Genomic DNA, 19,260 nt, shown 5'->3' on the forward strand with positions numbered 1-19,260 from the left:
GGTTAGTCCTATACGGGCCGACAGCATTTCCCTCACCCATAAGGGAAATCCCTCTCTAAATTCCGATTCAGTAGTGTGGTATTTCCTTAATGAAAGTGTTGAAAGGCCAGGACATCCTGGCACTGGGTTTTATGACATTTGCCCTGTTCGTCGGGGCTGGCAACATCATCTTCCCGCCTATCGTCGGTTTGCAGTCCGGGCCTAATGTCTGGATGGCGGCGCTGGGTTTTCTGATCACCGCGGTTGGTTTGCCGGTGATCACCGTTGTCGCCCTGGCCAAGGTCGGTGGTGCAATGGATGCCTTGAGCAGCCCGATCGGTAAAGTCGCCGGTGGCCTGCTGGCAGCTGCGTGCTACCTCGCTGTAGGCCCGTTGTTCGCAACGCCACGTACCGCGACCGTGTCGTTCGAAGTGGGCCTGGCGCCGCTGACTGGCGAGAGCCCGCTGGCGTTGTTTCTCTATAGCTCGGTGTACTTCCTGCTGGTGTTCTTCATCTCGCTCTACCCGGGCCGCCTGCTCGACACCGTAGGACGTTTCCTTGCACCGCTGAAGATCATCGCCCTGGCCGTTCTCGGCATCGCCGCGTTTGCGTTGCCGGCCGGTGATATCGGCGTGGCCACTCCTGAATATGTCGCAGCACCGTTCTCCCAAGGCTTTATCAATGGTTACCTGACCATGGATACCCTGGGTGCGCTGGTATTCGGCATTGTCATTGTCAATGCGATCCGCTCCCGTGGCGTGGAATCACCAGCGCTGATCACCCGTTACGCGATCATTGCCGGTCTGATTGCCGGCGTGGGCCTGGCGCTGGTTTACGTCAGTCTGTTCCGTCTCGGTTCGGGCAGTCATGAAGTGGCGGCTGGTGCTGCCAATGGCGCGGCGGTATTGCACGCGTATGTTCAGCACACATTCGGTTCGCTCGGCAGCGGTTTCCTTGCAGTGCTGATCTCCCTGGCCTGCCTGGTGACAGCGGTCGGTCTGACGTGTGCTTGTGCCGAATACTTCAGCCGTGTACTGCCACTGTCTTACAAGACGCTGGTGATCATCCTGGCTGCGTTCTCCCTGTTGGTGTCCAATCTGGGCCTCACCAAGCTGATCGCGTTCTCGATCCCGGTGCTGACCGCCATCTACCCGCCGTGCATCGCCCTGGTAGCGCTGAGCTTCTGCAAGGACTTCTGGCATGAGCAGGGCCGCATCGTCGGTCCGGTGATGCTGGTGTCGTTCATCTTCGGTCTGATCGATGCCCTCAAGGGCGCCGGTCTGGCCGATTGGATGCCGACCCAGCTGACTCACCTGCCACTGAGCGAGCAGGGTCTGGCGTGGCTGGTGCCGGCGGTCATGACCCTGGTGGTCGCGGTGGTCTGCGATCGTCTGCTGGGCAAGCGCGCCGAAGCCCTGGCTTAAGCTGCTTCATAGCCCATCACAAGCGGGCCTCGAGCTGCTTCCTGGCAAAAAATGGAAATGCCCCGTATCAATCGATACGGGGCATTTTTTATGCGTGTGATGCAGTGTCTTTTTCCTTGCGCTAACGTCGAAGCACTACCTGTAGGAGCGAGGCTTGCCTGCGAAGGCGTTGTGTCAGGCGATAATTTTGTCGAATGTTATGTCGTCTTCGCGGGCAAGCCTCGCTCCTACAAGGTTCACCAATGCCAACGTCTCACAGGGAATTGCATGTCGTTCATCCACACCAACATCATCCACATCCTCGCCGCGCTCTGGTTTGTCATCTGCTGGGGTGGCTACACCCGTTACGCGACATGGAAAGGCCGCGACACCGCGTGCCTGGCCAGCGTGTTGCACCTGTATCGCGAAGACTGGATGCGCCGCATGCTGTTGCGCGACAACCGCATTGCCGATGCCAGCGTGATCGGTAACCTGGAGCGCAATGCCTCGTTCTTCGCTTCCAGCACGCTGATTATCCTGGCCGGTATTCTCACGGTATTGGGTGCGTCCGACAGAGCCGTGTCGTTGCTGGCGGATATCCCGATGGTGCAACAGGCTTCCCAGGGCATGTCGGAGATCAAGTTGTTGTGCCTGGCGCTGGTGTTTGTCTATGCGTTCTTTACGTTCAGCTGGTGCATGCGTCAGTACAACTTTGCGGCCATTCTCGTGGGCTCGGCACCGATGATCGGCGAGCGCCATGTGTCCGAGCAAGAGCGTAAAGCCTTTGCTTCCCGAGCGGCACGTGTCATTTCCATGGCGGCTAACCAGTTCAACTTCGGTCTGCGTTCCTATTACTTCGGCATGACCATGCTGGCGTGGTTCGTTAGTCCCTGGTTGTTTATGTTGATGAGTGCCGGCGTCGTGCTGGTGTTGTATCGCCGCGAATTTCACTCCGACGTTCTCGATGTGATGGTCTATACCCCCACAGAGGCGCCATTGCCTGAAGTTAACAAGGAGGCTGCTTGATGAGTATTCCGTTCTGGTGTGTGTTTATCAGTGCATTGTTGATTTTCGTGGCAAAGATCCCGGTAGCCAAAGCCATGAACGAGCAGGGTGGTTACAACAATCACCTGCCGCGCCAACAGCAGGCGCAACTTACAGGCTTCGGTGCCCGTGCATTGGCGGCCCATCAGAACAGTTTCGAGGCGTTCATGATCTTTGCGGTGGGGGTGTTGATCGCGCACACCACGCAGACGGCGGGATGGCTGATCGATGCGCTGGCGATCGTCTTTGTGATCGCGCGCATCATATATCTGTTGTGCTATTGGGCGGACTTGGCCTGGCAGCGCAGCCTGGTGTGGTTCGTCGGCTTAGTGTGTTCGTTGTTGCTGATGATTAGTCCGACTTTTAGGACGATTTTGATCTAATACTGCATTGCAAACAAAAGCCGCAGATAAAAGAAAACCCGCACTTGGCGGGTTTTCTTTTATCACTAAAAACGCTTTTAGTTTTTAGGTGCTTCTGGCGCGGCTTCTTTTGTCGCTGCTGCGTTCGATTCGGCCTGAGCTTTGGCAGCTTCGGCGTTTTCTTTTGCTGCCTCGTTCACTTTATCCTGAGCTTCGCTCATTTTTTCCTGAGCTTGCTCGGCATGTTGGTTAGCATCTTGAGCTTTGTCCTCGGATTTTTTATCGCAGGCAGCGAGACCGAGGGAAGCGGTCAACATCAAGGCAATAGCTAAAGTCTTACGCATGGGGTGTTTCTCCTGATGGAAAATATCTACTGGCCTTTCGAGCGCGGCGAATAGGGTTAAGTTCCTCAATTCGCACAGATATATAAGTTTGTTTTGCAGCGGAACTTTTTCCTTCTTGCCTGCTACTTTGCCCAGACACTAAGAAGAGTTTAATCCAATGGCCGAAAACCCCGTTTTTGAGCGTGCGACGCGATTCCTGTCGGCCTTGCGGCATTGTCAGGTACTCGGCATGCGCGTTCACAGCGCCAGCAGCGAAGGATTGACGGTGATTCTGCCGTACAGCCCGCAGATCGTCGGCAATCCGCAAACCGGGGTGATTCATGGTGGAGCGTTGACCTCGCTGATGGACACCGCCTGCGGCATGGCTACCCTTTGCGTGCTGCCCGAATTCGAAGTCTGTCCGACGCTCGACTTGCGCATCGACTACATGCATGCCGCCGAGCCGCACAAGGACGTGTACGGCTTCGCCCAATGCTACCGAGTGACCACCGACGTCATCTTCGCGCGCGGTTTTGCCTATCAGGACGACCCCGAGCAGCCCATCGCCCATGCGGTGGGTACCTTCATGCGCATGGGCAAGGGCATTAAAGGCACTAAAGGTTTTGGCGGCGTCATTGCTGGAGGGGCGAAATGACCGACACGTTCAAGGAACAATTTCAACAGGCCCATGCCCAAGGGGACTACGCCTCGCTGCTGCACCTGATTCCTTACGCCAAACTGATCGGCGTCGAATGTTCGCGTGTCGGGGATGAGCTGCTGTTTCGCCTGCCGGCCAACAAGGACAACATTGGTAATCCTTTATTGCCGGCGATTCATGGCGGGGTGATTGCCGGGTTCATGGAACTCTCGGCGGCACTGCACCTGCTGATCTTCACCGGCTCACCCGGCGTGCCGAAGATTATCGACTTTTCCCTCGACTACCTGCGCGCGGGGCAGTTTCGCGATACCTGGGCCAGATGCCAGGTGTGCCGACAGGGGCGGCGGGTGGCAAACGTGGCGATTACCGCTTGGCAAAGCACTGAGGCCGAGCCCATTGCCACGGCCCGCGCTCACTTCAAAATCGAAGAGCCCTTGAAATCCTGATCTCAGCCCCCAACTCTGAGGACAACCCGCCGTCGACCTCAAGGTCGCGGCTTATGCCATCTGATTGGAGTTTGATGACCATGAGTGTGGAAACTCAAAAGGAAACCCTGGGCTTCCAGACCGAGGTGAAGCAACTGCTGCACCTCATGATCCATTCGCTGTATTCCAACAAGGAAATTTTCCTTCGCGAATTGATCTCGAACGCCTCTGACGCTGTCGATAAATTACGCTTTGAAGCCCTCGCCAAGCCTGACTTGCTGGAAGGCGGCGCTGAACTGAAAATCCGTGTGAGCTTCGACAAAGACGCTAAAACCGTCACCCTCGAAGACAACGGTATCGGCATGAGCCGTGAAGACGCGGTGACCCATCTGGGCACCATCGCCAAGTCCGGCACTGCCGATTTCATGAAACACCTGTCTGGCGATCAGAAAAAAGACTCGCACCTGATCGGTCAATTCGGTGTCGGTTTTTACTCGGCCTTCATCGTTGCCGATAAAGTTGACGTATTCAGTCGCCGTGCCGGCCTCGCTGCCAGCGAAGGCGTGCACTGGTCGTCCAAAGGCGAAGGCGAATTCGAAATCGCCACCGTCGAGAAGGCTGACCGTGGTACGCGCATTGTCCTGCACCTGAAATCCGGTGAAGACGAATTCGCCGATGGCTGGCGTCTGCGCAACATCATCAAGAAGTATTCCGACCACATCGCCTTGCCGATCGAGTTGCCCAAAGAAGTGGCAGCCGTTGAAGGTGAAGACAAGCCTGCCGTTGAATGGGAAACCGTCAACCGCGCCAGCGCCCTGTGGACTCGCCCTCGCACTGAAGTAAAGGACGAGGAATACCAGGAGTTCTACAAGCACGTTGCTCACGATTTTGAAAACCCGCTGAGCTGGAGCCACAACAAGGTCGAAGGCAAGCTCGAGTACACCTCGCTGCTTTATGTACCGACCCGTGCTCCGTTCGATCTGTACCAGCGTGAAGCGCCGAAAGGCCTGAAGCTGTACGTGCAGCGTGTGTTCGTCATGGATCAGGCTGAGTCGTTCCTGCCGCTGTACCTGCGCTTCATCAAAGGCGTGGTCGACTCCAACGACCTGTCGTTGAACGTGTCGCGGGAAATCCTGCAGAAAGACCCGATCATCGATTCCATGAAGTCGGCGCTGACCAAGCGCGTTCTGGACATGCTGGAAAAACTGGCGAAGAACGAGCCTGAGCAATACAAAGGCTTCTGGAAGAACTTCGGTCAGGTCATGAAAGAAGGCCCGGCAGAAGACTTCGCCAACAAAGAGAAAATTGCTGGCCTGCTGCGTTTCGCGTCCACTCAGGGCGACGACGGCGAGCAAGTTGTAGGTCTGGCCGACTACCTGGCCCGCACCAAGGAAGGTCAGGACAAGATCTACTACCTGACTGGCGAAACCTACGCGCAAGTCAAAAACAGCCCGCACCTGGAAGTCTTCCGCAAGAAAGGCATCGAAGTGCTGCTGCTGACCGACCGCATCGACGAGTGGCTGATGAGCTACCTCAACGACTTCGACGGCAAGAGCTTTGTCGACGTAGCACGCGGTGACCTGGACCTCGGCAATCTGGATTCGGAAGAAGACAAGAAAGCTGCGGAAGAAGTCGCCAAGTCCAAAGAAGGCCTGGTTGAGCGTCTGAAGACTGCACTAGGCGACTCCGTTGCTGAAGTGCGGGTGTCCCATCGTCTGACCGATTCCCCGGCGATTCTGGCCATCGGCGAGCAGGACCTGGGCCTGCAAATGCGTCAGATCCTGGAAGCCAGCGGTCAGAAGGTTCCGGATTCGAAGCCGATCTTCGAATTCAACCCGGCTCACCCGCTGATCGAGAAACTCGACAACGAGCAGAGCGACGAGCGCTTCGGCGACCTGTCGCACATTCTGTTCGATCAGGCGGCCCTGGCGGCCGGCGACAGCTTGAAAGACCCGGCCGCTTATGTGCGCCGTCTGAACAAGCTGCTGGTTGAACTGTCGGTTTAACCCCGTTGTAAAAAAACCCGCTTCGGCGGGTTTTTTGATCGTTCCCACGCTCTGCGTGAGAATGCCTCTAGGGACGCTCCGCGTCCAGTGGCGCGGAGCGTCACGGGCTGCAACCACGCAGAGCATGGGAACGATCAGCCGATCAATTACAGGGGCGTTGGCGGGCTTCGGTGTTTCGGCAATTCGATCCGCTCACTTTCCCCTGGCACTGTCGGCCAGTCCCCGGCCGCCCAGCGCCGACGTGCTTCATCGATCAACGCCGGATCACTGGCCACGAAATTCCAGTTGATCCGTCGCGGTCCATCCAGCGGCGCGCCGCCAAACAGCACGGCATGACAGTCGCTCTCGGCGAACAGTGTCATCTCTTCCCCGGCCGGCAATACCACCAGTGAGTGGGGTTCCAGCAGCTCGCCATCCAGTTGCGCTTCACCGCTCAGCACATACAGCGCTCGTTCTTCATGCTCGGTGGGAATCAGCAATGTGGTCGCCGTTTGCAGGTTCAATTCGGCGTACAGCGTAGGAGAAAGCACCGGGACCGGCGATTCGAGGCAAAAGCCTGACCCGGCAATCATCCGTATCTTCACGCCAAGGTTATCGCTGACGGGCAGCGTGGCAGCCGGGTGGTGACTGTAATGTCCCGGACCGTGTTCACGATCCTTGGGCGAAGCCAGCCAGATCTGTAAGCCGTGCATCGTAAAGCCGCTGTCTTTCAATGGTTCGGGTGTGCGTTCGACGTGGGCAATTGCGCTGCCGGCGGTCATCCAGCTGACATCACCGGCATTTACCACCTGGTCGGAGCCAAGGCTGTCCTTGTGCTGGATTTGCCCTTCGAACAGGTAGGTGAGGGTGGACAGGCCGATGTGTGGATGCTGACGGATGTTCATGCCTTTGCCCGCCGGATAACGGGTTTCGAGCATGTGGTCGAAAAACACGAAAGGCCCGACGTTGCGGCATTTGGCTGACGGCAACGGGCGAAGAATCGGCTGGCCTTCGACATCTTCGGCGCGAGGGCGGATCACGAGTGGCGTGTGCATGGTGCATTCCAGGCTGAGCGGGTGACGCAGGGAGCATAACCCGCTTGCGCAGCCCTTGCCGCTATTGGCTGAACGCACCTTCGGACAGATGGGTTTCGATGCTGATGTCGGAAGTGGTCATCAGCTTGTGTACCGGGCAGCGGTCGGCCACGCGGTGCAGCTCCTCACGCTGGGCGTCGGTGAGCACACCCTTGAGCGTGAGTTCGACGTGCAGGGCGTATTTGCCTTTCTGCTCTTCACTGTTATCACGCGTGACCTCAACCTCGACGCCCGTCAGCGGGATGTCCTTTTTCTTGGCATACATTTTCAGCGTCAGGGCCTTACAGGCGCCGAGGGCTGCGTCGAAGTAGTCGTGTGGTTCAGGCGCGGTGCCTTCGCCACCAGAGGTTTTCGATACATCGGCAAAGAGTTCGTGGTCATCGATCTGGACGCTGTGACGAAAACCTTCGGCGGAGACGGTATTGACGGTAACAGTCATAAGAAACCTCGCAGACAGTGGGAAAAGTCATTCGATCAAAAAAGACCCTGAAGTTATAGAGCATCCCTTCAAATTCGCGTTCCACTTTCTTGTCGGTCGATTCGACTAAGACGCAGAACCTGTAGGAGCGAGGCTTGCCCGCGAAGAATGCACCGCGGTTTTTCAGGCAATACGCGTCATCGTTCTTCGCGGGCAAGCCTCGCTCCTACAGGGTTTCACTGAACTTGTCATCGTCCTGTCACCCCGGCGTCATACCCTCGCGCTCATCTCAATCAAGGAGCGCACCATGCACCTCACCCGTTTAACCGCCCTGGCCACAATGATGTTCGTCAGTGGTCTGGCCAGTGCCGAAGTCCGCGTCGAAGGCCCAGTGGAATACGGCGTGTTCGCTGGCCCGAAAGCCGAACTGCAATCGGGCGAGCGAGTTTTGCGCCGCAGCAATGAACAGATCCAGCAAACCGAAATCGTCCCCGCCAAACTCGGCACCAAGTTCGGTATGCGCTACCAGTTGTCCGGCAAAGTCGCCGAAGACCAACCACTGACTTTGCTCTATTTCACGCCGGGCATCCGCACTCCGGATGGCGTGCGGCACGACAAACTGGAAGTGACTCAAAAATTGGTACCCGGTGCTCCGCAGGACGTGATGGCGTACGAGTTCACCGAAAGCCATGAAGTCGTTCCCGGTGAATGGCGTTTCATGGTGTTCCAGGGCGACCGTCTGCTGGCCCAGCAACGCTTTACCGTGCGCTGATTGCTCTCGCCCAGCCAAATGCCAGACGAAAAAAAGCCCCGCGTTTGCGGGGCTTTCATGTTGGTGCGGATCAGCTGCCTTTGACCGTCTTGCCGTTGACCGTACCGTCGAGGAGCATAATGTTGTACTCCTTGCCGTCGGTTTCGACCTGTTGCAAACGGACCAGCAGGTAATCCCAGTCCTTGGCAAACCACAGCACGGTGATGCGCTTGCTTTGAGTCGGGTCGCGCACGCGCTCGACCTTGATCGCATCGATCTGGCCAGCCTTGGTGTCGACTTTCTCCGAACCCAGCACGCGGAAGTCATAGGTATCGACTTCGCCGTCATCGACGACCTGATAGCTCATGCTTTTCTTGCCAGCGGCGACGTCATGCTGCAGCGCCAGTTGATAGGTGGACTTGTCGACCATGCCGCGGTTGAGTGGAAGCTTGACGGCGTCACCACGATCGGTGCCGGTGACCATTTTGTTGGTCCAGTCGAAGTCCAGATCAGCCTTCTTGGCTTTACCCAGACCGCCACGTTCGAAGTGGTAGGACTGTGGCAGCAGGGTGTCCTTGTCCAGGGTCAGGGTACTTTCTTCAGTCAGGCTGGCGATCATCATCGACGCCTTGAAGCTGAGTTTCCAGACGCCGTTGGCTCCCTTGGTCAGGCTGCGTTCGGCAGTGCCGCTCATGGGCAGCTGCTTCCAGTCGGCGGTGTAGCTGGCGGAGAAAGGTTGAAGGTCTGCGGCCTGCGCAAACGGCAGGGCGAGCAGAGCGCAAGCGAAGAGCAGGGCGCGACGCATAAAATCTCCTAGGTTCGAATCAAGTGGCCGCTGGCCGCGAGCAACTGTCCGTCCAGTAAAGCACCTTGTTCACCGAGTGATAAACGACCTTCGGCAAACCAGCGTACGGCCATCGGGTAGATCAGGTGTTCCTGGGTATGGACTCGCTGCGCCAGACTCTGCGGCGAATCGTGCAACTCTACCGGTATTACTGCCTGTACGACCAGTGGTCCGCCATCGAGTTCCTCGGTGACGAAGTGCACGGAACAGCCGTGTTCAGTGTCGCCGGCCTCCAGCGCGCGCTGATGGGTGTGTAACCCTTTGTATTTGGGTAGCAGCGAGGGATGGATATTGAGCAGGCGACCCTGATAGTGGCGCACGAAGTCAGCGCTGAGAATGCGCATGAAGCCGGCCAGTACCACGAGTTTGGGGTTGAAGGCGTCGATCAGTTCGATCAGCGCGGCATCGAAGGCCTCGCGACCTTCGAAAGCCTTGTGATCCAGGGTGCGGGTGTCGATACCCGCGTCCCTGGCGCGTTGCAGGCCGTAGGCGTCGGCGCGGTTGGAGATCACCGCAGCGATGCGGGCCGGGCTGTCGCCGGTCCGCGTGCTGTCGATCAAGGCCTGCAAGTTACTGCCGGTGCCGGACAACAGCACCACCACATCACAGGTCTGGGACATCAATGAGCCTTGAGGTTCTTCAGTTCAACCTGGGCCGCGCCTTCGGCTGCGGTGGCGATCTGACCGATGACCCAAGGTTGCTCGCCGGCTTCACGCAATACGTTCAGCGCAGTTTCAACGTGCTCTTGAGCAACGCAGATAACCATGCCGACGCCGCAGTTCAACACGCGATGCATTTCGTTTTCGTCGACATTGCCTTTCTCTTGCAGCCAGTCGAACACGGCAGGGCGAGTCCAGCTTGCAACGTCAACCACCGCTTGTGCGCCTTTTGGCAGAACGCGCGGGATGTTGTCCAGCAGGCCACCACCGGTGATGTGGGCCATGGCTTTGACGGCGCCGGTTTCCTTGATCAGCTTGAGCAGCGGCTTCACGTAGATGCGGGTCGGGGCCATCAGCAGGTCGGTCAGCGGTTTGCCGTCGAGCTGGATATTTTCGATGTCTGCACCGGACACTTCGATGATCTTGCGGATCAGCGAGTAGCCGTTGGAGTGCGGGCCGGAAGACGGCAGGGCGAGCAGGGCATCGCCTGCAGCGACTTTGGAACCGTCGATGATTTCAGACTTTTCCACGACGCCGACGCAGAAGCCGGCCAGGTCATAGTCTTCGCCTTCGTACATGCCCGGCATTTCAGCGGTTTCGCCGCCGACCAGGGAGCAGCCGGACAGTTCACAGCCAGCGCCGATGCCGGTCACGACCTGGGTCGCGGTTTCGACGTTCAGTTTGCCGGTGGCGTAGTAGTCGAGGAAGAACAGCGGCTCGGCACCGCAGACCACCAGGTCGTTCACGCACATGGCAACCAGGTCGATGCCGATGCTGTCGTGCTTGTTCAGGTTCAGCGCCAGGCGCAGCTTGGTGCCGACGCCGTCAGTGCCCGAGACCAGTACCGGTTGTTTGTAACCGGCCGGGATTTCGCAGAGGGCGCCGAAACCGCCCAGGCCGCCCATGACTTCCGGGCGCGCAGTGCGCTTGGCGACGCTCTTGATGCGTTCGACCAATGCTTCACCGGCGTCGATGTCTACACCGGCGTCCTTGTAGCTCAGGGAGGGTTGCTTGCTCATGATCCAGGCCTTTAGGGGGGATTCAGGGGTAACGACCGAGTCCAGTGGGACCGCCGAAACAGACGAAGGCGAGTGCCATCCGCGAATTTCAGGGGGCCCGGCTGTTGCCGGTCTGCGAAGGCGCGCGATTTTATCAGGCTTGAGGGGCAGCGGCCATCCTCGTGCCGACGGGCAGGGGCATATCGCGTTAAAAAAACCGATATTGCCCGTGTTGGTGGCGTCCCGGATGGCTGTATAAGGTATCGACATTAACCGTCTATCGTTATGACAGTGCGAAAACTTACCGGGATCGGGTGAATGTTTTGCTTGAACGTGTGGTCAACAGACCCTTGGTTCAATCATCTTCACGCGGTCTGTTCCAGCCGCTCTTGTCGTCAGGAATCTTTTTATGCGTTTTCTTAAATTCTTGTTCGTGGGCTGTTTAACCATGGCCAGCCTGACCGGTCATGCCGAAACCGTCAAAGGCCTCTATCAAGTGCGCGAGCCCGTCAGCAGCCAGACACCGGAGGAGCGCGATCAGGCGACTCAGCGGGCGCTGGATACGTTGGTGTTGCGCCTGACTGGCGACCCAAAGGCGGCGCAGAGCCCGGGTCTGGCGACCGTGCGCAAAGACCCTCAGCAGATCATCAGTCAGTTCGGATATGACGCCGGGCCACCGCAAGTGCTGAAAGTCGATTTCGACCCGGCCACCACTGAACAGGCCTTGCGGCGTGCCGGGTTGGCTGTGTGGGGTGCCAATCGGCCGTCGATCCTCGGCTGGTGGTTGAACGATTCCACTGAAGGTTCGAGCCTGGTCGGCGATGGCCAGGCCAGCGCCACACCACTGCTTCGAGCGGCGCAACATCGTGGTCTGCCGCTGCGTTTGCCGCTGGCGGACCTGAACGAGCAGATTGTCGCCACTGCGCCGAATCTGGAAAGTGCAGACCCTGCGCCGCTGCAAGGAGCATCCGACCGTTACAATGCCGATGCCTTGCTGGCGGTGCATGCCCGTGAAGAGGGTGGCCAATGGCAAGCCAAGTGGCGTTTATGGTTGGGCGATCAGAAAGAAGCCGGTAGCGTGCAGGGCGCCGATACCGCCGCGCTGGCCGATGCGGTGATGCTGGCGGTCAGTCAGCGCCTGGCGCCGCGTTTTGCCGCCAAACCGGGCGCTTCGAGCGAGCAATTGCTGGAAGTGCAAGGGATGAGCCTGGAGCGTTATGCAACGCTCGGGCGTTTGCTGGAGCCTTTTGGCGCACGCCTGCAAAGTGTCGACGGCGACCGCGTGCTTTATCGGGTCAACGGCAGCCCCGATCAGCTGCGGGCGCAGTTGTCTTTGGGCAGGTTGCAGGAAATTCCGGCCGGTGAGGCGCCGGCTCCAACGGTGCCTGTTCAGCCTGTGGTTGCTGGCTCGACACCGGCCGTAGCGCCAGCCCCGGCACCGACACCACTGTTACGTTTTCGCTGGTAGTTTTTCTTTATATAGAAGCAGGAGTGGTACATGGCCGATACACGGCGTTGGTTCTGGCTCGGTGGGGTGGTCCTGCTTTGCGCGTTTGTTTACCTGTTGCACCCGATCCTGACGCCTTTTTTGGTGGCGCTGTTGCTGGCTTATCTGTTCGACCCGCTGGTGGATCGTCTGGAAAAGTACGGCCTTTCACGGACCTGGGGTGTGGTGGCGGTGTTTGCCTTGTTCACATTGCTCGTCACCGCGTTGCTGTTGGTGTTGGTGCCGCTGCTCGCCAAGCAACTGTTTCGCTTGTATGAACTGGCGCCGCAAATGCTCGACTGGTTGCAGCACACCGCCGTGCCGTGGGCGCAATCGAAGATGGGGTTGTCGGACGGCTTCTGGAAATTCGACAAGCTCAAGGCGGCGTTCAGCGAGCACATGGGCCAGACCACCGATGTGGTCGGCGTGGTGCTGAGTCAAGCGACGGCTTCAGGTCTTGCACTGATTGGCTTGCTGGCCAATCTGGTGCTGATTCCGGTGGTGAGTTTTTATCTGTTGCGCGACTGGGATCTGATGATGGCCAAAATCCGCAGCCTGCTGCCCCGTGATCGTGAAGAGCGCGTCATGACCTTGGCGGGAGAATGCCATGAAGTGCTCGGGGCCTTCGTGCGCGGGCAGTTGCTGGTGATGCTGGCGCTGGGTGTGATCTACGCCGCAGGCTTGATGATCGTCGGGCTGGAGCTGGGGCTGTTGATTGGTCTGATTGCCGGGTTGGCGGCGATCGTGCCGTACATGGGGTTCGTCATCGGAATTGGTGCGGCATTGATTGCCGGTCTGTTCCAGTTCGGTGGCGATTTGTATCCCATGATCGGTATTGTCGCGGTGTTCATGGTCGGCCAGGCGCTGGAAGGCATGGTCCTGACGCCGTTGCTGGTGGGAGACCGGATCGGCCTGCATCCGGTGGCAGTGATCTTCGCCATCCTGGCTGGCGGCGAGCTGTTTGGTTTTACCGGTGTGTTGCTGGCGTTGCCAGTGGCGGCGGTGATCATGGTCCTGGTGCGCCATATGCATGATTTGTATAAGGACTCGGATATCTACGGCGGTGTCGACGAATCCGAGGTGTAAGGTTTTTTGATCGCTCGTAGCGGGCAGTCTGGTTGCGTGCCAGGTTTGCCCGTCTCCCTCGTGTGGCTGTCACATGCGCCGCCAAAGAAACGGTCATAAAACCAGTGTGTTATCGCAAACCTTTGATTTTGCTTGTGGTCTGTCGCATTGTGCGGTCAGCCTCACGGGTATAAACTTCGCAAACTTTACACAGAGGCCACTAACGGTTCCTTTGGAACTGTTCAGTCAGCATGAAACCGATTCAGCTGCCCCTAGGTGTGCGTCTGCGTGATGACGCTACCTTTATCAATTACTACCCAGGCGCCAATGCCGCTGCACTCGGCTATGTCGAGCGGCTCTGCGAAGCCGACGCTGGCTGGACGGAAAGCCTGATTTACCTCTGGGGCAAGGACGGGGTAGGGCGCACGCATTTGTTGCAGGCGGCGTGTCTGCGCTTCGAACAACTGGGGGAACCGGCGGTGTACCTGCCGTTGGCCGAGTTGCTGGACCGCGGCATTGAAATCCTCGATAACCTCGAACAATACGAACTGGTCTGCCTGGACGATCTGCAGGCAGTCGCCGGCAAGGCGGATTGGGAAGAGGCGCTGTTCCATCTGTTCAATCGTCTGCGTGACAGCGGCCGGCGTCTGCTGATCGCCGCCTCGACGTCCCCGCGTGAACTGCCGGTGAAGCTGGCAGACCTCAAGTCGCGGCTGACACTGGCACTCATCTTCCAGATGCGCCCACTCTCTGACGAAGACAAATTGCGTGCCTTGCAGTTGCGCGCATCCCGTCGCGGCCTGCACCTGACCGATGAAGTCGGGCATTTTATCTTGACCCGCGGTACCCGCAGCATGAGCGCGCTTTTCGAGCTGCTTGAACGCCTCGATCAGGCCTCCCTTCAAGCCCAGCGCAAGCTGACAATCCCGTTCCTGAAAGAAACCCTTGGTTGGTAAAAAAACCTGATCAAACTCAGGTTTTACACGGGTTTCGGCATATTCCAGGCGTCAACAAACCCGCTTTCCTGCAAGAGGGCAGGCTGCGCAAAGGTTCAAAATGGGCTTAAGCGCTTAGATGTAAACGAGAAACCGAAAAGTCACATACAGATCGATTGAATTTGCAAATGAGGTCGATAGCGGGCATAGTCGCGGCTTCTTTAGAAACTATCAGCCACGGTCGTGCCCATGCTAAATCGCTTCGCACCCCTCGTGCCTCTCGCACTCGTCACCCTGTTGTTCGGTTGCGCTGCCCACTCTCCAGTGTCCCAGCAAGCGCCAAAACAGCAGGTTTCAAATTCAGTTACCGCGCAGTCTTCTTCCGTTCTTTTCCAGGAAGAGCTAGTCACCGATAAAGAACTGGCAGACTTCGCCGGCGGCAAGTCGTACCAGCTTCCGGTTCTCGCCGACAGCATCCTCGAACGTGGCATGTCCCTGATCGGTACCCGTTACCGTTTCGGCGGCACCTCCGAGGCCGGCTTCGACTGCAGCGGCTTCATCGGTTATCTGTTTCGTGAAGAAGCCGGCATGAACCTGCCGCGCTCCACCCGCGAAATGATCAACGTTGACGCTCCTCTGGTTGCCCGCAGCGCCCTCAAACCGGGTGACTTGCTGTTCTTCGCCACCAATGGTCGTCGCGGTCGTGTCAGTCACGCCGGGATCTACCTGGGTGACAACCAGTTCATCCACTCCAGCAGCCGCAAAAGCGGTGGTGTCCGGATTGATAGTCTGGGCGACAGCTACTGGAGCAAAACCTTCATCGAAGCCAAGCGCGCACTCGCGATGGCGCCGACTGCGGCCCCGGCTATCGTCACGGCTCGCAAGTAAGCGGACAGTTTATAGGGCGAACTTAAAGTCTTACTTGAAGTTTGCCGCGTAGCCGCTAGAATCCTGATCTATTATTGATGGCAAACCGCCTGCGTTCTGCGCAGGCGGTTTTCTTTTCTGCCTTTTCGGTGGAAAAAGCCGCAGCCAGATCAGGATGTTCTGTTTATGACGATGTCGGCCCGCCTCACATTCATATTCTTCGCAGCGCTGCTCAGCGCCTGCGCCAGCCGCACACCGCCACCTGCGCCGGTGGTTCGCGCTCCCATTGTTTTCGGTCCTTCCCAAGCCTTTTCCCCTGCGGCAGAAGACGTGCTGTTTCGCGCGCTGGGCCTGGTGGGAACACCTTATCGCTGGGGCGGCAACACGCCGGATTCCGGATTCGATTGCAGTGGTCTGATCGGTTACGTTTATCGCGATGTCGCCGGCATTTCCTTACCGCGCTCCACCCGCGAAATGATCGGCATGCAAGCCCCCAGTGTCGGCAAGGAAGGCCTGCAAACTGGCGACCTGATTTTCTTCGCCACCAATGGCGGCTCCCAGGTCAGCCATGCCGGTATCTACGTCGGCGAAGGCCGCTTCGTCCACGCGCCAGCCACGGGCGGCACGGTCAAGCTGGACAGCCTGTCCAAGGCTTACTGGCAGAAAGCCTACCTGAGCGCCAAGCGCGTCTTGCAACCTGAGCATTTGGCACATAATCCGTAGTTGTCATTAGCGCTCGCTTGAGGGATGACTCGCGCTGGGCGATAGGTTGGCGCTGTGCAATAAGCTGTAGGAGCGAGGCTTGCCCGCGAAAGCGGTGTGTCAGTCGATATCAATGTTGACTGTACTGCCGCCTTCGCGGGCAAGCCTCGCTCCTACGGTCAGAGCTGATTACTTGGCCGCGGACACGCGCCACACCTTGTTCCCCACATCATCCGCCACCAGCAAGCCGCCTTGCTGATCGATCACAACACCCACCGGCCGGCCCATGGCTTTTTCGTCGTCAGTGAGGAAGCCGGTGAGCACATCCACCGGCTGCCCGGTCGGTTTGCCGGCGGTGAACGGCACGAAAATCACTTTATAGCCGCTGTGAGGTTTGCGGTTCCACGAGCCGTGTTGGCCGATGAAGGCGCCTTGGGTGAACGGCGCGGGCAACTTGCTGCCTTCGGCGAACGTCAGGCCCAGTGACGCGGTATGCGGCCCCACCGCGTAGTCCGGTGCAATCGCCTTGGCCACCAGATCGGGGTTTTGCGGCTCGACGCGAATGTCGACGTGCTGGCCGTAATAGCTGTAGGGCCAGCCATAGAACCCGCCATCCTTCACGGATGTGATGTAGTCCGGCACCAGGTCGCTGCCGATTTCGTCACGCTCGTTGACGGCTGTCCACAGTGCGCCGCTCTGCGGTTCCCAGGCCAGGCCGTTTGGATTGCGAATCCCCGAGGCGAAGATTCGATGATTGCCGGTGGCGCGATCCACTTCCCAGATTGCCGCGCGACCTTCCTCCTGATCCATGCCGTTTTCGCCGACGTTGCTATTCGAGCCCACGGTGACGTACAGCTTGCTGCCATCCTTGCTGGCGATGACGTTTTTGGTCCAGTGATGATTCAGCGTGCCGCCCGGCAGGTCGACCACCTTGATGGGCTGCGACTTGATCGCCGTCTCACCGTTTTCATAGTGGAAACGCAGCAGGCGATCAGTGTCGGCGACGTACAGGTCATTGCCGACCAGGGTCATGCCGAAGGGCGAGTTGAGGTTTTCCAGGAATACTGTGCGGGTTTCGGCAGCGCCATCGTGGTCCTTGTCCCGCAGCAGGGTGATGCGGTTCGGGCTGGGGACGCCGGCACCGGCACGGCCCATGACTTTGCCCATGACCCAGCCGCGAATGCCTTGGCCATCATCGGGTTTAGGCGGTGCGTTGGTTTCGGCCACCAGCACATCGCCGTTGGGCAACACATAGAGCCAGCGCGGATGATCGAGGCCTTCGGCAAACGCCGCCACTTGAGTCCCGGTGGCGGCGACAGGTTTCTTGCCTTCAGGCCAGCCGATCGCCGGGGCGATGTTCACCGTCGGGATCAGGGTTTTATTCGGTTCTGGCAGCTTGGGCGAGGGGCCTGTGCCATCCGAGACTTGCAGGCTGGAGGTTTCACCACAGGCGGCGAGCCCTCCGGCGAGCGCGATGATGAAAACGAGCTGGGGTTTGCGCATTACTGATCTTCCCTATGAATGCATTGACGTAATCATAGAGAAGCGTAGACGGTCGATGGTTCAACCGGTCAGCCGCGGGCTTCCTTGAGCAGAACAGCGATGCCTGGATGGTAGTTGCCGGCTTCATTGCGCAACTTGCGGTAGGCGTAAGGGAAATACCAGGCCACGGCGCAGGTGTGTTCCTTTTGCAGGTCGTCGACCATGTCCTGGAGTTCTTCCGGGGTGGCGCTGTGTTGGGCTTTTTGTGGTGCGACAAACAGACAGCCGAGTTTCAGATCGCTGGCGTAGCTGATTCGCTTCGCGTCACTGGTGATGTCCGCCAGTGCCTGCGTCAGGTTCAGGCTATTGACCCGTGGCCAGCGCTGGGTGGCCTGGAGATACGCGCGCTCTTCGCTGCTGGCGATAAACAGATCGGCGCGGGCGTTGCGTTCGCCTTCTTCGATCTGTTTGCGGGTCGACGTCTGTGCCAGCGTGACCATTTCTGCCATCCAGGCCGCGGCGCAGAGCAGACCGAGGTTGGCGTTTTCGTCGTACCAGTAAGGTGTATCGTTATCGCCGCGCACGGCGTTGTAGCGGTCGATACAGTCAAACCAGCGTTCCAGCACCGGGCGCAGGAATTCCAGCTTCGGATTGCTGATGATCATGCCTTGCATGTGGCTCACCCTTGTTATTGTGTTGTCAGGTTGTGGCTCTTTGATATCACTGCTGACAGTGTGGCACAAGATTGGCGTCAGTTAATTGATCGACGGCAGTTATTCGCTCAGCGGCGCCCCGGCTTTAATTGACGCTCCACCCCCAACCCTCTAACCTTCGCGGCTTGTTTCAGGTGCTCTGTGACCTTGGTCGACAGAGTGAAACAGGGAAGCCGGTGAATGAATTTCTTCCAGCGAAGAATGATCACGATCCCGGCGCTGCCCCCGCAACGGTAAATGAGTAAAAGCTGCGCGAGGGCCTGTCATCAGGCCCTAGCCACTGTGTCGACTGTCGACATGGGAAGGCGCGCAGTCAGGCGCAAGCCGCTCATGAGCCCGGAGACCGGCCTGATTCATCCAACGGCATCACGGTGGGCGATGCCAGGCTTCTTGCCGTCTATTCTTGTGCCTGCCCGCCGTTATCCAGCCTCAACGGAGAGCTCCCCCATGACTGATACTCCCGATCGTGACGAACGCCATCTGGCGCGCATGCTGCGAAAAAAAGCGGTGATCGACGAACGCATCGCCAACTCGCCGAATGAATGCGGTTTGCTGCTGGTGCTTTCCGGTAACGGCAAAGGCAAAAGCAGTTCGGCGTTCGGCATGCTTGCGCGGTCCATGGGCCACGGCATGCAGTGCGGCGTGGTGCAGTTCATCAAGGGGCGCACCAGCACTGGCGAGGAGCTATTTTTTCGGCGCTTCCCGGAACAGGTGCGTTTTCATGTAATGGGCGAGGGCTTTACCTGGGAAACCCAGGACCGTCAGCGCGACATCGCCGCCGCCGAAGCCGCCTGGGCAGTGTCCCGCGAATTGCTGCGTGATCCGGCCATCGGTCTGGTGGTGCTCGATGAGTTGAACATCGCCCTCAAGCACGGCTACCTCGATCTCGATCAGGTGCTCAGCGACTTGCAGGCGCGACCGCCGATGCAGCACGTGGTGGTCACCGGTCGCGGCGTCAAGCCTGAGATGATCGAGCTGGCCGACACTGTCACTGAAATGGGCATGATCAAGCACGCCTTCCAGGCCGGAATCAAAGCGCAAAAAGGCGTCGAGTTGTGAACTGCACT

At 58.5% G+C, this 19,260-nt stretch carries 21 protein-coding genes and 1 riboswitch; of the genes, 13 read left to right on the top strand and 8 right to left on the bottom strand.

Annotated elements, in window-relative coordinates:
• Positions 1-89 precede the first annotated feature (89 nt).
• The 3 genes from brnQ (at position 90) to KW837_RS01055 (ending at position 2,809) form a co-directional block, all read left to right on the top strand.
• The gene (gene brnQ, locus KW837_RS01045) at positions 90-1,403 is read left to right on the top strand and encodes a branched-chain amino acid transport system II carrier protein (protein ID WP_218394213.1); all 1,314 of its coding nucleotides are present in this window, start codon (positions 90-92) and stop codon (positions 1,401-1,403) included.
• Between the two features lie 267 nt (positions 1,404-1,670).
• Positions 1,671-2,408 (top strand): DUF599 domain-containing protein, encoded by a 738-nt coding sequence (locus KW837_RS01050; RefSeq protein ID WP_218394214.1) that lies wholly within the window; start codon positions 1,671-1,673, stop codon positions 2,406-2,408.
• A complete protein-coding gene (locus tag KW837_RS01055; RefSeq protein ID WP_218394215.1) occupies positions 2,408-2,809 on the top strand; it encodes an MAPEG family protein in 402 nt (133 codons plus the stop codon). Before KW837_RS01050 ends, KW837_RS01055 begins: the two co-directional genes overlap by 1 nt.
• Before the next feature lie 77 nt (positions 2,810-2,886).
• On the opposite strand, the gene KW837_RS01060 is transcribed toward KW837_RS01055, so the two are convergent.
• Positions 2,887-3,132, bottom strand: a complete 246-nt coding sequence (locus KW837_RS01060) for a hypothetical protein (RefSeq protein ID WP_123496139.1) — start codon at positions 3,130-3,132, stop codon at positions 2,887-2,889.
• Positions 3,133-3,289: 157 nt separating this feature from the next.
• On the opposite strand from KW837_RS01060, the gene KW837_RS01065 reads away from it, so the two are divergent.
• The 3 genes from KW837_RS01065 to htpG all read left to right on the top strand — a co-directional run bounded on the left by KW837_RS01065 (position 3,290) and on the right by htpG (position 6,200).
• Entirely contained in the window at positions 3,290-3,766 is a 477-nt protein-coding gene (locus KW837_RS01065; protein WP_218394216.1) for a PaaI family thioesterase, read from the top strand.
• Positions 3,763-4,215 (top strand): PaaI family thioesterase, encoded by a 453-nt coding sequence (locus tag KW837_RS01070; RefSeq protein WP_218394217.1) that lies wholly within the window; start codon positions 3,763-3,765, stop codon positions 4,213-4,215. The genes KW837_RS01065 and KW837_RS01070 overlap by 4 nt, the downstream gene beginning before the upstream one ends.
• Positions 4,216-4,295: 80 nt before the next feature.
• Entirely contained in the window at positions 4,296-6,200 is a 1,905-nt protein-coding gene (gene htpG, locus KW837_RS01075; RefSeq protein ID WP_218394218.1) for a molecular chaperone HtpG, read from the top strand.
• A gap of 146 nt (positions 6,201-6,346) precedes the next feature.
• On the opposite strand, the gene KW837_RS01080 is transcribed toward htpG, so the two are convergent.
• Both KW837_RS01080 and KW837_RS01085 read right to left on the bottom strand, forming a co-directional pair.
• Positions 6,347-7,234, bottom strand: a complete 888-nt coding sequence (locus KW837_RS01080; protein ID WP_192345757.1) for a pirin family protein — start codon at positions 7,232-7,234, stop codon at positions 6,347-6,349.
• A gap of 61 nt (positions 7,235-7,295) precedes the next feature.
• Positions 7,296-7,712, bottom strand: coding sequence for an OsmC family protein (locus tag KW837_RS01085; RefSeq protein WP_218394219.1), 417 nt, complete (start codon positions 7,710-7,712; stop codon positions 7,296-7,298).
• Between the two features lie 286 nt (positions 7,713-7,998).
• Between KW837_RS01085 and KW837_RS01090 the strand changes: the two genes are divergently transcribed.
• Positions 7,999-8,463, top strand: coding sequence for a DUF3859 domain-containing protein (locus KW837_RS01090; protein ID WP_218394220.1), 465 nt, complete (start codon positions 7,999-8,001; stop codon positions 8,461-8,463).
• A gap of 70 nt (positions 8,464-8,533) precedes the next feature.
• On the opposite strand, the gene KW837_RS01095 is transcribed toward KW837_RS01090, so the two are convergent.
• From KW837_RS01095 to purM, 3 genes are read right to left on the bottom strand one after another with little or no spacing between them, the layout of a single operon-like run.
• Positions 8,534-9,247 (bottom strand): DUF3108 domain-containing protein, encoded by a 714-nt coding sequence (locus KW837_RS01095; RefSeq protein WP_123496149.1) that lies wholly within the window; start codon positions 9,245-9,247, stop codon positions 8,534-8,536.
• An 8-nt stretch (positions 9,248-9,255) separates the two neighbouring features.
• Positions 9,256-9,906, bottom strand: a complete 651-nt coding sequence (purN, locus tag KW837_RS01100; RefSeq protein ID WP_018925121.1) for a phosphoribosylglycinamide formyltransferase — start codon at positions 9,904-9,906, stop codon at positions 9,256-9,258.
• A complete protein-coding gene (gene purM, locus KW837_RS01105) occupies positions 9,906-10,964 on the bottom strand; it encodes a phosphoribosylformylglycinamidine cyclo-ligase (protein ID WP_008013877.1) in 1,059 nt (352 codons plus the stop codon). The genes purN and purM overlap by 1 nt, the downstream gene beginning before the upstream one ends.
• A 388-nt stretch (positions 10,965-11,352) precedes the next feature.
• Here purM and KW837_RS01110 point away from each other — a divergent pair, with 388 nt between their 5' ends.
• From KW837_RS01110 to KW837_RS01130, 5 genes are all read left to right on the top strand, one after another.
• Complete coding sequence (locus KW837_RS01110; RefSeq protein ID WP_218394221.1) at positions 11,353-12,411, top strand: DUF2066 domain-containing protein; 1,059 nt, start codon at positions 11,353-11,355, stop codon at positions 12,409-12,411.
• A 30-nt stretch (positions 12,412-12,441) separates the two neighbouring features.
• The gene (locus KW837_RS01115; protein WP_218394222.1) at positions 12,442-13,515 is read left to right on the top strand and encodes an AI-2E family transporter; all 1,074 of its coding nucleotides are present in this window, start codon (positions 12,442-12,444) and stop codon (positions 13,513-13,515) included.
• 230 nt (positions 13,516-13,745) lie between these two features.
• The gene (gene hda, locus KW837_RS01120) at positions 13,746-14,450 is read left to right on the top strand and encodes a DnaA regulatory inactivator Hda (protein WP_007898944.1); all 705 of its coding nucleotides are present in this window, start codon (positions 13,746-13,748) and stop codon (positions 14,448-14,450) included.
• 228 nt (positions 14,451-14,678) lie between these two features.
• Complete coding sequence (locus KW837_RS01125; RefSeq protein WP_218394223.1) at positions 14,679-15,317, top strand: C40 family peptidase; 639 nt, start codon at positions 14,679-14,681, stop codon at positions 15,315-15,317.
• A gap of 165 nt (positions 15,318-15,482) precedes the next feature.
• Positions 15,483-16,019, top strand: coding sequence for a C40 family peptidase (locus tag KW837_RS01130; RefSeq protein ID WP_218394224.1), 537 nt, complete (start codon positions 15,483-15,485; stop codon positions 16,017-16,019).
• A gap of 168 nt (positions 16,020-16,187) precedes the next feature.
• Here the strand turns inward: KW837_RS01130 and KW837_RS01135 are convergent, their stop codons facing one another.
• Together KW837_RS01135 and KW837_RS01140 are read right to left on the bottom strand one after the other, a co-directional pair.
• A complete protein-coding gene (locus KW837_RS01135) occupies positions 16,188-17,501 on the bottom strand; it encodes a sorbosone dehydrogenase family protein (RefSeq protein WP_218394225.1) in 1,314 nt (437 codons plus the stop codon).
• A gap of 68 nt (positions 17,502-17,569) precedes the next feature.
• Positions 17,570-18,154, bottom strand: coding sequence for a hypothetical protein (locus KW837_RS01140; RefSeq protein WP_192345764.1), 585 nt, complete (start codon positions 18,152-18,154; stop codon positions 17,570-17,572).
• Between the two features lie 154 nt (positions 18,155-18,308).
• A riboswitch (cobalamin riboswitch) is annotated at positions 18,309-18,560 on the top strand.
• Between the two features lie 80 nt (positions 18,561-18,640).
• On the opposite strand from KW837_RS01140, the gene cobO reads away from it, so the two are divergent.
• Entirely contained in the window at positions 18,641-19,252 is a 612-nt protein-coding gene (gene cobO, locus KW837_RS01145; protein WP_218394226.1) for a cob(I)yrinic acid a,c-diamide adenosyltransferase, read from the top strand.
• The last annotated feature ends 8 nt before the right edge of the window (positions 19,253-19,260 follow it).

Source organism: Pseudomonas sp. PDM24, from assembly GCF_019218905.1.
Classification (GTDB): Bacteria; Pseudomonadota; Gammaproteobacteria; order Pseudomonadales; family Pseudomonadaceae; genus Aquipseudomonas.